The organism is Bacillus sp. AY2-1 (assembly GCF_008368965.1).
Classification (GTDB): domain Bacteria; phylum Bacillota; class Bacilli; order Bacillales; family Bacillaceae_G; genus Bacillus_A; species Bacillus_A thuringiensis_S.
This window is the reverse complement of sequence record NZ_QPEL01000017.1, coordinates 300,828-316,042: the sequence shown is the minus strand read 5'-3', so window position 1 is coordinate 316,042 and position 15,215 is coordinate 300,828. Positions and strand designations below refer to the sequence as shown.

Below are 15,215 nucleotides of genomic sequence, written 5' to 3'. Positions count from 1 at the left end.
CTTTTAGGGGTCACTTCACAGTTTTACTCTTTTTTCTATTACCTTATTTTATCATTCAATCATTGAATAACCTCTGCCATGTATCGTTTGAATATATCTTTCTTTCTTCTCGCACTTTAACTTTTTTCTTACATACCCAATATATAAATCTACTACATTTGGATTTACTACTACGTTATATCCCCAAACCTGATTCAAAAGCATTTCACGGCTCAATATTGTATTTTTATTCTTGATTAAAAATACAAGTAAATCGTACTCGCGCTTAGTAAGCGAGAGATTTTCGCCACCTTTTTTCACAATATTACTAGATGCATCAACAAAGAGATCTTTAAACTGATAAAAGTTTGTCTCATTTTGCTGAATACAGTCACTTCTCCTTAAAATTGCTTGAACCCTTGCTACTAATTCTTCTTTCACAAATGGTTTTCTTATATAATCATCTGCTCCTGCTTGTAGCCCTGCTATGCAATCCTTACTAGAAATATTGTCGGTCACAATAATGATCGGTGTCGTTTTAACAAGTCGTATTTGTCTGCAAATTTCTGGTCCCGATATACTTAATGAGTCCCAATCCAATATGATAATATCCCAATCTTGTTCATATATTATATTTAAACCTTGGTTTTCATTGTGAAGTTTTAAAATGAAATAGCCTTCTTGCGTTAGACCGCTTACAATTTTCTTTGCTGAAGACCGTTCATTCTTAATTACTAACACCTGCCTCACCGATGGTTCACCTCTACTTCAATATAACTTATTTAGATAAAAAAATTATCCCGAAAAAACAATTTAAGATTTATAAATTTAAGATTCCTAAATAATCCATTAAAACAGCTTATTAGGAGAACTCTATATAATCTTACAATAGGTATGGTTAAAAACACAAAACATATGAAGATTGTAATAAATTAAAATTTTAATACAAACTCACCAGTTGGGCGTTTACTAGCAGCTATAGTACCTCCCTACTTATCATCAATAACCATTTTTTTATTCTCTGTTTCAAGGATACCGTCCCATCAACTTCAGCATTCTATAAAACCACAAACAAAAAAACCATAACCTCGCCAATCTGGCAAAGTTATGGTTCATATCATACAATGTGACTTTACCCATAAATTTGCCACTAAAGGAAGCATAACTTTGCCGGAAACCACATGTTTTTTGAAGAGATTTAATTGATTCTTCGAGGAAAAAAGAAGCATAACTTTGCCGTGAATTAATTATTAACCCATAAACTTGCCGTGAATGTTACAGCAAGACAAATAAAAATACCTATTATCAGCATGAGGTATTTAATCTTACTATTTTAGTCATTAGAACTTTTATATGACAGGTTCAGTAACTTTAACAATGGAATTTTAGTATATAGGCTTAATGATAAAAGTGCTTGTAGTGATATCCGTTTTTTTCTAAGCATAATTGCTTTTAGAGTCATAGGATGTATTCCTAACGCTTTACAAAACTGACGATGGTCACTTTGAAAAAGAACTGTTACATACTGTTCAAGCATTAAAGCAAGCTCTTCTATTGTCGGAGGAACAATGTATGGAGCTACTTGTAACAATTCTCCTATACTTTTATTAATCCATTCATCTCTTTGAGTTATCTCATATTGCTTTTCCGAAAAATCATATTCTCTTTGTCCTAACCAATTACCACATGCATAACAATGCCCCCGAGACTGTCTAATAGCTGCTTGTTCTCTCCTACATTTTGGATTAGGACACAAAGCTTCTAATTTCCTTTTATGCTTCAAACATACAGTGACACAATCAAAATACCAAATAAATGGCTCATATATTTCTTCATCAACCTTCTTCCATTCATCAAGACAGTGGGGACACCACTTCTTATCAAAATTATATAACTCCTGAGAATATACGACATCCTTCCAAGTTAACATCGTCATGTACTTAAAACCTTTTTGTAACGTTAGCAGTTCTAAGGATTCAGCAATTATCGATGTACTTTTTGCCATACTATAATAAGAAGCCTGATTGGTAAAACTTCCTAGTTGAGGTTCTTTAGAAAGTAAGGGACGCTTCTCTGGATGCAAAAAAATAATATGAGAAACAAGGGTTCTTAATTTAACTTTATGTGCATCAGCAAGTCTTTTAAGATAACTATTTAAACATTCAACCATTGGAGTACCAATATTTATAGGTTTTATAGGATAGAAATAACTAACTGTTGGCTTTTTTGATATATCCATATTTTCAGCCTTCCATATAATCTTGTTTACCTACAGGATCTCTTTTTGGATTACGTATCCCTACCTTACGCCCTCTAGTTGCAACTGTTTTTTCCACTTGCTTTTCCTCTCTCTCTTTTAATCCTATTTTATATAAGAAATTCATCCTATGTTGTTCATTTTTATCAAATAAAGCTTCACCTTGTTCAATTTCCCCATACAACATTTCTAAAGCCTGGATTGGCATAGCATATTTATATAGCATTTCTTTTGTAATAGTGCTTTTTTGATTATGAAGAGCATCTCCGAGACAACGAGTTAACCAATCTTTTAATATACCTATACAGCCCAATGTACGCTCATAAATAAAATCTGCATGCTGTAATAAATTTGGTTCTTCTTCTAGAGGCATGTTTTTTTGCAACATATGAATCACTGATAAAAATGTACGGTATTCATCTACGTTACTGGCTTTATATCTTGGGAAGTGTATACTAATTGTCCTACGACTAAGCTGAGCACTTAAATTGAAAAATTCTTTTAATTCATATGTACCAACTAATATGTGAGGTACTTTTGTTTGATTGGCTAAAGACTTAATAGTATCTAGCTGATTTTGTAAACTTTTAGATCCTGATACTTTTAGCAAATGTTGCGCTTCATCCAATATACAAGCTACAGGTCTTCGAAACTTAAATGCGTTCTCAAGAGAGCTTCTTAACGCATACCATGTAGATCTGCTATGATAGTTAATTTTAGAATTTTGCACATTATCCGTTTGGTTTTCTATAATAACCTTATGATTTATAAGCGGTTCCTGTAATGCCCCTAAAGTTCGATAATAATAATCTTTCCAAGTAAATTTTCCAGAATCAAATCCTACAACTTCAGTTCTTACTATAGGAATTCTCCCTCGATCCCTTACTAATTCTTCCTTCATTTGTTCAATGAAATATTCTTCTAACACTTGAGCTAAAGTTGTTTTTCCTACCCCACTTGGTCCAAGAACTAAAAAGATAAAGGTTCCTGCCGGATTAAGGATACAAGATATGAGTTGTTCTTTGACTTGTTCAATTATAGTATGTCCTACCACAAAACTTTCAAATTGCTTTAATTTCTTATCTTGTTCAACAAATGAAGGTATATTCTCATTCTCTTTATATTTATTCATCTTAATTTCAGCCCCCCTTCTTATAGATATTAAACTCTTGGAATTCCATATTTTCCAATAAATCTTTAGCTTTTGATGAAATAGCAGAAGGATATTTTTCTTCAAATTCGTTTTGATCCCCTTTAGAAGACAATTGCCTCTTCATATTTTCTGCCATTAATTTCTCTTTTCCCTCAATATTATTAATAAATTCAGCAATTTTCTTAGCCGTGACGCTATACCCTTTGACATGATTTTGTTTTCTTTTCTTAATCTCCTCCATAGCCAATTTTAACTCTCGTTCCGTTTTCCCTTTTAATTCATGATAATATTCTGAGGTACACGTTATCCATTTTTTGTTTACATACGCGTAAGCAATTCCGATATTAAATGGATCATATCTCACAGGTACACTTTTCGCCTCAAGTTTAGAATTATTTAAAGCAGGGCTCCAATAATTTATATAATTCACTTTAATACCTGTACGTAAATTCACTTTAGCTACCCCATTCCTTGTAGACGGCAAAGTAGTAACGATAAAATTTTCATCATACGAGATGAAATCAAGTTTCCGCTCTCCTGTTCTATATATGCCTTCATTAAGTGCTTCATTAGGCGTAAGCCCTTCCAATGATGGATGTACATTATTGCTGTATACCTCCACTAGCCATTTTCCAAATACATCTTCCAAATTTTCCAAAGTCCATATCGCTTGATTTACAGGATTTACAGCCTTGGTAACTTGTCGAACATTCTTCATAATTTGAGTATTCCCCCTTAGATTATGAAGAAAATTAGAATTCGAGGTGCCAAACAATCTTTCAATTACACTTCCAAATCTAGCTTTTGCTGGTGGTCTTACCTTTTTGTTAATTTCATACATAGCTGTAAATGTTTCGAAATAAATGCTGTGAAATTCTTTTCCTCCGTCCACTACAATAGATTGTGGAAGTCGATGATATTTACGCACGCATTCTCTCATTGCTACCATCACTGATCTGTAACTAGGTGACTCGAAGGTAATATAATGGGAAAGGACCATCCTAGAGTAAGCATCCACTAATAAAGTTAACCACGGTCTTCCTAATACTTTACTCGTTCTAGAACATACAACCTGAATATCTAACTGTGTATGATCTATATGTGTAATCTCAAAAGGTCTATCCCCGTGTTTTGGAACGCTTTTTTCTAAATTCCAATAAAAAGGCTCATGCTTATAAGCTGACCGTTCTCCTTGTCTTTTCTTGACTTGTTCATACCGATTTCTATGCTTAATAGCCTTACAAAACGTTTTAAAGCTTGGGACAGGAATATTTTTATCTTCACATAGAATGACTAGCTGTCCATATACAATCGTTTTATTCTTCTGTTTAAGATTTTCGTATTCCCTTTCAATTACTTCTTCTATTAAAGATATTGTTTCAGCTGGAAGCTTTTTCTCTCGATTACCCTTGCTTTGATTTTTAGTTAATAAACCTATATATCCATTTCCATATATCTGTTGAGCCTCTTTGTAGTCTTTTACCCACTGTCTCAAAGTTCTTTCAGAAACTTCACTACTAGGTATTTTTTCATTATTTAATTTTCGCTTAACTACATTTATCTTTCTATTAGCCTTTGCCAACTCTTCTGGCCCCATTTCTAATATATTTTCTATAAAGGGCGCATATTTTCTACTCTCCTCTTTTTCATTTTTGAGATCTATCCTACCGTTATTCAGCAACTCTATAAAATGTATTTTAGGTAATTCTAATAATCCATTTTCATCCGAATAAAGCGAAATTGATTGAAAGCCTACATTTACAATCCTCCAAACAATCCCGTCCCACATAACTGTCGCATTAACATCTATTGTTACAGCTGTTACAGGATGAATATTTTCAGTTTTTGTTGAATTAATACTTTCAAACGCCTTATTATGCTGTTCACTCAAAAAAATTGGTACATCATTAGAATTGGCAATTATATATTTCACCAGGTCCACATATATTTCATTCTTCACAATCAATGTATATACATCATCAGCATTTGTTGTTTTTAAAGAAGCGAGCAGTTCGGATAATTTCATCCCTAAATTCGAAGAAAGAATATTAATAATTTCTTTTTTCTTGTCCTCTGATACTGTATAGTGTCCATTCTTGAGATATGCCTCTAGAAATATAAGATTTCTATGCACCTTTATATCTATTTCAGCTGATGATCGAACAACAAAGTCCAAGCCTAATTGACTGGCTGCAATTTCTGCAGGTGGACATCTCCAATTCCCCTCTTCATCTTTAAAATATCTTATTGGATCTTTTTCTGAGAGCTTAACCAGTTGTTCTTCTGTTTTCCATTCCTCAATCTGTGCACCATCTTTTCTTAATACTAAAAAATCTGGGGTGTAATAAAAAGAGATTCTCTTACCATTTTCACGAGAATAATCTAACTTTAAGGTAATAGGCTGATCATAATATTCGAGTACATCATCATCATATTCCATTAGGTACATAGCAACTAGTTCAACTGTATAACTCTCGTATTGAATAGACGTCCCCATTTTCTTACTTGGGTATTTCCCAGATAAGTTTTTCTTTGAACTCCTAACACTACGAGAAGGCGGTGATGTCCGGATTTTTTGAATTGTACTAACTGTCTCTTTGGTAAAATCTAATAAAATACACCAGCTTTGAAACTCCTGTTCACTGAACATGACTTACCTCCTTTCATTAGAAAATTCATTTTGCACCAATCTATTTAAATACTCTCTTAACTTCTTATCTTTAAGTAACCCCGGCTTATGGGCAATTTCTTCTATCTTTCTTCTACTCGGATATACGCCGTGCTTCCCTAGAATTTCAACACAGTTATCAATTATTAAACAATTATCTTCATAGGCCTGTTGAGTTCGTCTTTTAGTAAATTCTTTATTCTTTGCAGAAACAATCTTGCATAAGTCTGGAAAATGTTCATAAAGTGTTCGTTTTGGATAGCCTATCAACTTAGCTAATTCATTCATAGATATAATTCGTTCTGAATTGCTGGCATATTCTCTAAGTATGGACAATGCCTTAGTGCAATCAAATCTAATTTCTCTTGTACCCCGATTCCTTAAAAGAGTCTCTACATTCAAGGTAATTAGATTTTTATTTGTACTAATATCTTGGGTATAAAAATCAACCGGTGAAATATCAAATAAGCTACATATTTCAAAAATCCTAGGAAGGGGTGGTAAAACCTTTCCTTTACACCAATCCCAAAGAGTTGTTTTTGCTAAGTTTAAGTTTTTCGCAAACCTTTGTAGATTCCCCTGTTCATAGGTTTCAACAAGATAATTTAAATTTTTAATGATTTGTTGTCTATTTCCTGAAACCGATATCTCTTCTTTATGATTTATAAATTTTTCCGCTATTAAAGTTATTTTGTAATTAAGCTCTAGATTATGTAAATCTTGATTGTTACCTTTTTCTATACCTAGCCATGTATTGCAATATACACAGTATCCGTTTTGACTTTTCCTGTGTAAAATAGGAAGATTTTTATTGCAAGAAGGACAATGTACTTCTAATCTACATTTATGCTTAAGGCATACCTTAACTACCTCCAGGTGCCACAATAATGGATTATAATAACTTTCTTCATTATTCATTTGCTCTTCATAACATGCTGGGCACCAGGAAAGTTGTTTCTTTAATAAATATCGTGATGGAATTACTTCCTTCAATCCCATTAATGTCAATCGATTCAAATGCTGTACTCCTGTTAGATTTTCTAAAACAGTTACCATATCTACAGCATTTTGTTCAAAAGTATTAATTGTTCGGGCACCATCGTAAAATCTATTGCCACCTCTTTTAACGCTATTAATAAGAAATTCTTTATCAAGTTTTGGTGCAACGATATAAGCAAGCAACGCTGACGGATAAACTTTATGTACTTCTGACAGCCTAATTAAGTAACTTGTTAAACATTCCATATAAGGACTCCCTCCCCCCATAGGTTTGACCTCATATAATGGATTCCTTTTTGAATATGCATAAAACACTTTTCACACCGCACTTTTTTTAATATCCTATTATAAATATGGACACTAGTTTTTATACATAAACATTCTATTTTTCCAAATATAAATAAAAAGCCTTTTCAAAAATAAGTACGACGAGAGCATTATTTACGGCAAAATTAAGGGTTGACTTCCCTTATATAATGCGAGTTTACTTATATTATGGATAAATAGAGAGGGGAAATATCTTTGCATATATATTTAGATGATTCGGGAAATATAGATAGTAATAATGGAAACTTATATGTATGGGCAGGTTTTTCTATAAAAGGAGCGCCTAACCATTTGAAAAATCGGCTAGATAATATTATGAAAAGCTTTGATGATAATTCAAAAGAAGGAGAATTAAAGGGGAAAAACGCTACCTTCGAACAAAAAAGTAAAGTTTTTCAATGTTTAGCTGACTGGGATGATTTACGAATTTGCTACTTAGTAGCTGATAAAACTATGGCTACTAAGGCTCATTCTGAATTTGTTAAAGAGGCTTCATCTCGTAAGAAGGAACAAAGTGAAAATTATTTTTTAAGTAAAATTATTAGTAGAATTGCCGAACCTTATACAGAGCAGAAAAGAAAGACTGTCGTTGTTAATATAGATGGTGATCCTGCCAGACCACACGAATCTGAATTACGCTTACATGAATACCTGACTCTAAGATATAATTTCCCTAAATGGAACAATGATTTTTATTGGCATAATTTCGTAGTCAATTATAATTCAGAAAAAAACCACGGTTTAATGCAAGCCGCCGATTTTTTAGCTAATTTCTTCTTAGAATATTATAAGTATATGTATTACCAAAAAAGTACAAATAGAAGTGCTTCTATTGCTTATGTGGAGTTATATAATATACTTCGCCCTAAGATTCATCATCGTATTTATGGTCTTCCAAATTTATCAATATTATAAGAATTGTTTATTTTCGCTACATATAGTATAATAAAGTCCTAATAACAAATCCTATGAATGGTGGAGTAAGTCCAGTTTACAAAATGATTAGCAGAATTGCTTAAAGTCTTACCGACCTTTTGTAAAGGGTACTACCAAACGATACAGGACAACTGATCAGGAAGCTAAAGAATAAGTCCAGTGATGGTGTTGAGGAATGAAGTTCCATGTCATAAGACCACCCTGAAGGGCACTTTAGCTTCTACGTAATTGACCATAAAAGGCGAAGATAATTCGGCTTTTTTTATTTTGAGTAATTCCCCAACAAAATGTAACCTTAAAATGTACAATAACGATAAAGTTTTTTAATTTTAAAAGCTCAAACAATCATAATCCCGTTGTAAAAATATAATAGCCTGTCTATACGTATACTGTAGACAGGCTATTATATTTTTATTGAACTAACATATTTCTTAACAACTTTTGACTACATTAAAACAAAAATGTATTAGACAGGCTATTATATTTTTATTGAACTAACATATTTCTTAACAACTTTTGACTACATTAAAACAAAAATGTATTAGTAGCCATACATAATATTCCCACTGTAACTGCAACAGATAAACTTTTCATCCATATAGTGCTATTATTTACTCGAAAATATTTTAAACTCTTCATATATGTCATGTGTTAACTTGGATAAAGGGCGCTTATCCCAACTTCCCTTATCAATATTACTCATAAATATTGAATTAATTACTTCATTTTTTGACTGAAATAAATCCGGAAACAAATCTAACAATTCATCAATTCTACTATCATTATAAATAACTGCATTTCGAATAATATCCCTAACATAATCTTTATGCTCTTTGTATAATGACTCAATTTTCATATACTGATTTAGATTTTCAACCTTACTATTTTGTTTTTCATCTTTACATATCACCTTTATATCAAAACTGTTACTTGTTCCTGCCCAATATAAAAAATCGTTATTAATAGGACTCGTTTGAAAAACAACATCACTACCAAATTCATCCTCATAAGGATAATACAAATCATTCTGGTAAGTATCTAAAGCATGCTTTTTAGAATTACAAATACTGCAACTAGGTATTAAATTATACAAAGAAACCGAGAGGTAAGGAAACAGGCTCTTCGGAAAAAAATGGTCGAATTGAGGTCGAATTCCTGCCTTTGCTAAAGTAAATGTATACTGCCTGTTACAATATGGACAAACTCTAATATTTAACTTTTCCAGTAGTGATTTTGACCAGGCTCTATTGGTGAAATTTGTATATAATTTTTCAAATGTATTATTCTTTTTCAATGGGATTTCACCAATATTTTTAATAATTTCAATTAAATTGCTTTTATTCCCGATTATTAATTTTTCAAGTTTCTTTTCATCGATGTTTCCGAATTCATCAAAGAAATAGTCATGTAAGTTTTTATAATCTGATATTGCATGTACCTCTTCAATACTCGATTTAACTCTATTTTTTATATCTTGAAAATGCCCCTTTTCAATTAATTCCTTAATATGGTCATCTATTTCAATTTTTATCATTTTGCTTTTCCTCTAATTCATTTACATGTATTTGGAGTTTTTCTATTTGTTTCATTAAAACTTCAATTGTAGCTGAAATCTTTCTAGGTTCCTCATATTTTTTTAACTTTCCTTTCAGTTTTAAGTTTTCATTATATAAATCAGTATAGTTTAATATAAATTTGTCATTAAACATTTTCATGATTCTTTTTTGAATCAATGGTTCACCGATAGAATTGATAATATATAACCACTCGTTTTTTTGTTCTTCAGTCACATCTTCAATATTTCTATCATTAATTGATGAAATAACCTCTTTTATTTTATTAGTCGCAAACTCTCCCATTGTAGAAGACATAAAAAATCCATCTTTTAAAAGGGTGTGGATATTGGCCCCGAAAGTATTAAGCCTACTTTTTACAGGATTACAATAACCAGTACTATCTTTTTCTAAATAGATAATATTGTTAGATTGAATGTCCGATAATATAAATGGAGAATGTGTTGAAATAACAACTTGAAATTTCTTTTTATTTTCACTTAAATCCCTTAAAAAGAGTACCATCTCATCTATAAAATTTCTTGTTAGTTCAGGATGCATTCTCGACTCTGGTTCATCTAATAAAATTATATATTTTTCTTTAGCAGGTGTAAGTAGCGAAACCTGTTCATATAGTGAAGCAAAGAATCCTAAATATGCAGTTTCACCGTCACTTAGATTTTCAATTGAATAATCAAAGAAACCGCCAAACACATTAAACATTTCATTAAATTCACTCTTTGGTTTTTCATCAACAGTTACGTCAACTACTTGTAAAAGTTCTTTCATACTTACTTGTTTTGTAATATCTATACTTATATAATTCTTATGAAATTTAAAACTTTTGTTCATGGATAATTCGTCAGCTAAATCCGTATAACATTTTAAAACATGTTGAGTGCCTTCCTTATCTTTAATGTAAATATCAGCTAGTCTTTCTATAATATTAAAATAATAATCCTTATATCCTTCCAAAGACTTTCTTTTTACATTAATTCCAAACAATTGTTTTTCTTTGTTTCTCCTTAACTCATTGTTTTCAATATTGTTTATAGACATAAAAAAGTATTGTACAAAGGATTCGAGTACTTTACATACTTCCTTTTCTCTTCCATTAAGTTCCTTATATGAAAACTGCATTACTAATTTGTTTTCATCATCAATACCGTTAGTTAAAAAATAACTGTTATAACTGATTTTTAGAGTATATGTGTCATTTTGAAACATAAGCCTTTTAGGTTTTTGCAATTGTTTATATAGCATTTGAACTTTCATAGCTAATAATTTTGATTGAAAGTATGCATTCCTTCTTGGTACAGAAATTTTGTGATCATCTGTTGGCTGAGTAGAATTATAATGATAATATTTATCACTTAGATTTTCACGAAGTGATATTATCACAAGTTTATCCTGTTCTCTTTTATTATTTCTATAATACTCCATACCATCTTTGCGTAATTCTGTTCTGTATTCTCCCAACGTAACATTTAAATCATATTTATGTATTAACATTTCCTCTCGATAATTACATATGAACGCAAACCAATATTTACTCATCCAATATTTAATATCTAATCCAGTCCCAGATTCAAATTTTATTATGCTTTGAAAGCTCTCAATATCATTACCTTCAAAGCAAAATAAATCTTGATCATTATCATCCTTCCCCATATAGTAGATGAAGAAGTAAATTGAATGTTTAATTTCAGCTTCAATATCATCTGGTAATAGAAAGGGACCTTTATTCTTTTTGTATCTTACTTCAAATTCATCATTATTTTTATTTCTATCACTAGTTCTTAGTCCTAATACGTCTAATAAATTTGTTTTACCCACACCATTTTTACCCACTATAGCATTAATATTTGTTATATAATCCGGATAAATTGCCATATAGGATTTGTTTGGTGTTATTTTAATGCTTTTATTATAATTATCAAATTTTATAATGAATTTTTCACTAAAATTTAGTTCAACTTCTTTATAGTTCCTAAATTTTTCTATCCCTGCATAAACCAACTCCATACATTTCTCCCCCAAAAATACTTTATTATCTACTATTACAACAATTTTAAATAAGACTATCTAGATTAACTTTGGTCATTTCGACAAAATTTTAAAACCTTCAATTATATTTAATAATATCACTGTATATTAACTTACTGCGGTTTTCTTGTTTATGAAATTTATTTAAATTGCTTCTTTAATGCTTAATCGGTTAACAGAATAAGATTTATGCTACAAAATAGATATTTTCATCAAAATTTTTAAAAAGTTATCAATCTTTATTTTCAATCCAACTAAAATTATTCAAAATAAAAAAAGGCTGAATCAATCAGCCTTTGTAATAATTCTTATTACATTATCATAAATCCTTTGTAAATGAATTCTTTCATTAATATCTGTAGTTATTTCATTAATTCTCCCTAAGAATTCAATTAATGTAAGGGTATTGTTAATGATATCCTTGTCATTTTTGAGTTCTTTTACTCTATTTTTAGTACCATCACTAAATTTTTGTTTAGATCTGATAATTTTATTAAACAAATAGTGAATTGCATCAGGAGACAACTTTTGTATATCTCTCAAGTTTTCAATATAAGTTAGCATCTCTTTTTTATATTGATCCAATTCAAAAATATTATCAATTTTTCTCTTTACGGATTCTACTTTTAGTTTATGAGTCACTTTAACTAATGGTTCTTCTAATTCAGGCATTGCTCCAAAGGAAGTTTCACCATTATCAATTCTATATGTCACTTCAAAAGTAAATCTCTTTTGTCTAATTTCACCATTTGATACAAACACACCAAAATAAACATCACCAACTCCTTCAACATGAACAGGTGATTGATCTTCAAAGAAGATTGAAATATCAGAATCACTTACTTGTCCGCCAGATACAACAAATCGATTTCCTGTCTTTTTTGCATAACTATGAAGAGCCAACAAGCTTAAATACAGTACTAAATGATTATCATAATTTCTATATAAAGTTGAAGTTACTCCTCTTAGTACCCAGTCGTTATTGTATTTTAAAAATCGATATTGCCTTTTTTCTTCTGGGAATTTCTTGAAAAGTTCGGTGATAGCATTTGATAATATATCAAATGTATGTTTTTCTTCGGAAAAGCTATAAAATCCGCCTAAGGAAAATAAATCATCTAAAAATTCGTATGTAAAATTATAAACTCCACATACTTGTAAATCATCTATAGTTTTAAATTTTAAAATAATATTATTTTTGTCATCAAAGCCACAAAACTCTATATCCTTCAAAGAATCTACTAAATCCATTTTTTCATTATCAACGTAGTTAAAAGCTTCCAATAGCGTTGAACTTCCATCTACTTGAATTTCATCTGATAAAACCCCAAACCTATCTAAAGAAAAAACATCTTTAATTTCCATATCTAAATCAAATTGCCTAGTAAGATCCCTTAATTCTTCCAATTTAACTCTTTTCGGTTCAATATTTCTCAATTTCTGTTTGTAAAAGTAATCCATTTAACACTCTCCCTTAAAATAAAAACAATATATAGGTATTTTATGAAAACAATACCTATATATTGTATCACATTAGCAAATAAATACAATATAATAATCAGAAAAATTAAAATAAACGTACTGATATTCAATAAATATAAAATCAGTTCATATATACATTATTTATAAGTAATTGATCTAATTATTATTGCTAAACTTATATACTGGAGAATATAGGCTATGCTCGAAGTGACATGTATCTCAGTCGCCCCTTATTAATCTTAACAACTCCATGTACTTCCTATTTTATAAATACAATTAATAAAACAATAATTATTAAAAAGATTAAAGTTTCAATATGGAAAATGGGATATCTATCTTTAAATCCTAACTTCAATTCTTTAATAACCCAGTTTGATTGCATAGTCTTAAAAAAAGCAATATGAGTCCACCAATGTGTAAAAATCGCCTGATTAGATAGAGAACATTCATCAACATCGTCAATTATTTCCCTTCTTCTCCGTTCATACGACTCCCAATTATTTATGGGCCCTTGCTGATTTTTTATTTCGAAATACATGTCACTTAGTTCATTAAAATAACGTAACATTTTTTTGCCTACAATATTATATTCCTGTTTGTTATCTCCTAACAAATCAAGAACTAATCCTATAATACCTACACCAATTAACGAAATTGATATAAAATCTTTTACTCCTTCATTATCAACTGATTTATACCAAATAGATAGTTGATACACACCTATAATAGTAACTAGGATACTAATTAGTCGTGGAAAAACACGATATATATCGTACGTTACAAAATGTTTCTTTCCCCCAAACCCTATATTATAAGCAGTTCGAGCTATATTATGTAATAACGTTTCTTTATCCATCTTTTTCCCCACTAACCTACATATGATTTCCCGAATACTTCTTGCCACTTCTCTTTTGCTGAATATGTATAACCTTTTTTATCATATTCAATTGCTTCCAAAGTAGTTTTATATGCTTGTTTTGCTTTATACTCAAAATTACCCTTTCGCCAAACATATTGTTTGCTTCCCCAAGCCAACCAGTACCCTTGTTCAGGATTGCATTCAGAAAGATATTTAAAAAAGTCTCTAGCCATCCAATCATAGTAAATATATGATTTATCATTGTGCTCCCAATCTTTCATAAAATTCATTACTAATGTCTCTATTAACAATCCACTAATCGATACATTATTTTTATTTTTCCAAGCCTTCACCATACGTACAAGGTGCTTAACTTTCTTGTTATACATTGTATTTTGTTCATTTATAGCCTCTATTTCAAGTATAGGCTTACAAACTTTCCAACTTCCTCCACTGTTAGAATTAGCATATGTATAACTTTTTCCTCCTTCATTTAAAAAGGCGGGTACAATCTCAAATTTAACACCATCGCTAAAATTTACTACTACAACTTGACCATCCCCACCAATTTCTGTATTAGGATAGGTTGATTTTATAGAATTACGTACCGCTTGTAATAAAGCCGATTGGCCATTACCTATATAACCATTATATTTTACATACATATCATATGGTAAAACCATTAATATATCTACATCACTAAAACCGTTGATATCTGTTCCCCTTCCATAAGAACCTACATATCTAGAATTTGATGTGGAACTATCTAAACCCCTAAAATCTAAATTAATTCTTTTAGTAACACGTTTACATCTTTCAGAAACAATAGCATGATTAGTTGTTCTCAAATTATTAGCAAATGCCTTAAAATTTTCAGCTACACCCATGTCACTTCTCCTCTACTTAAACGTAAAATTACAATAATTTATATGAATTAAAAATTTACAAATTAAAGT

The 15,215-nt window shown here is 30.5% G+C and carries 11 protein-coding genes; 1 reads left to right on the top strand and 10 read right to left on the bottom strand.

The window, feature by feature from the left end; all coding sequences use genetic code 11:
* Positions 1 to 51: 51 nt before the first annotated feature.
* From DN403_RS05470 to DN403_RS05450, 5 genes are all read right to left on the bottom strand, one after another.
* On the bottom strand, positions 52 to 729 hold the full coding sequence (locus DN403_RS05470; protein WP_061884744.1) for a response regulator transcription factor: 678 nt from the start codon (positions 727 to 729) through the stop codon (positions 52 to 54).
* A gap of 583 nt (positions 730 to 1,312) precedes the next feature.
* A complete protein-coding gene (locus tag DN403_RS05465) occupies positions 1,313 to 2,218 on the bottom strand; it encodes a TniQ family protein (protein WP_149185339.1) in 906 nt (301 codons plus the stop codon).
* Between the two features lie 4 nt (positions 2,219 to 2,222).
* Positions 2,223 to 3,368 carry an AAA family ATPase gene (locus tag DN403_RS05460; protein ID WP_149185338.1) on the bottom strand — a complete coding sequence of 382 codons (1,146 nt, stop codon included), beginning with the start codon at positions 3,366 to 3,368 and terminating at the stop codon, positions 2,223 to 2,225.
* Between the two features lie 7 nt (positions 3,369 to 3,375).
* A complete protein-coding gene (locus DN403_RS05455) occupies positions 3,376 to 6,039 on the bottom strand; it encodes a TnsA endonuclease N-terminal domain-containing protein (protein WP_149185337.1) in 2,664 nt (887 codons plus the stop codon).
* 3 nt (positions 6,040 to 6,042) lie between these two features.
* Positions 6,043 to 7,302, bottom strand: a complete 1,260-nt coding sequence (locus tag DN403_RS05450) for a TniQ family protein (protein ID WP_255451788.1) — start codon at positions 7,300 to 7,302, stop codon at positions 6,043 to 6,045.
* Between the two features lie 276 nt (positions 7,303 to 7,578).
* Here DN403_RS05450 and DN403_RS05445 point away from each other — a divergent pair, with 276 nt between their 5' ends.
* Positions 7,579 to 8,298, top strand: coding sequence for a DUF3800 domain-containing protein (locus tag DN403_RS05445; RefSeq protein ID WP_179958924.1), 720 nt, complete (start codon positions 7,579 to 7,581; stop codon positions 8,296 to 8,298).
* Between the two features lie 628 nt (positions 8,299 to 8,926).
* On the opposite strand, the gene DN403_RS05440 is transcribed toward DN403_RS05445, so the two are convergent.
* The 5 genes from DN403_RS05440 to DN403_RS05420 all read right to left on the bottom strand — a co-directional run bounded on the left by DN403_RS05440 (position 8,927) and on the right by DN403_RS05420 (position 15,146).
* Positions 8,927 to 9,853: an HNH endonuclease gene (locus DN403_RS05440; RefSeq protein WP_149185334.1), complete on the bottom strand. Its 927-nt coding sequence runs from the start codon at positions 9,851 to 9,853 to the stop codon at positions 8,927 to 8,929.
* Positions 9,840 to 11,897, bottom strand: coding sequence for an AAA family ATPase (locus DN403_RS05435; protein ID WP_149185333.1), 2,058 nt, complete (start codon positions 11,895 to 11,897; stop codon positions 9,840 to 9,842). Before DN403_RS05435 ends, DN403_RS05440 begins: the two co-directional genes overlap by 14 nt.
* 306 nt (positions 11,898 to 12,203) lie before the next feature.
* Positions 12,204 to 13,379, bottom strand: a complete 1,176-nt coding sequence (locus tag DN403_RS05430; RefSeq protein ID WP_149185332.1) for a hypothetical protein — start codon at positions 13,377 to 13,379, stop codon at positions 12,204 to 12,206.
* A 280-nt stretch (positions 13,380 to 13,659) separates the two neighbouring features.
* On the bottom strand, positions 13,660 to 14,256 hold the full coding sequence (locus DN403_RS05425; RefSeq protein ID WP_149185331.1) for an SLATT domain-containing protein: 597 nt from the start codon (positions 14,254 to 14,256) through the stop codon (positions 13,660 to 13,662).
* Between the two features lie 11 nt (positions 14,257 to 14,267).
* The gene (locus tag DN403_RS05420) at positions 14,268 to 15,146 is read right to left on the bottom strand and encodes a nucleotidyltransferase (protein WP_149185330.1); all 879 of its coding nucleotides are present in this window, start codon (positions 15,144 to 15,146) and stop codon (positions 14,268 to 14,270) included.
* Positions 15,147 to 15,215 lie beyond the last annotated feature (69 nt).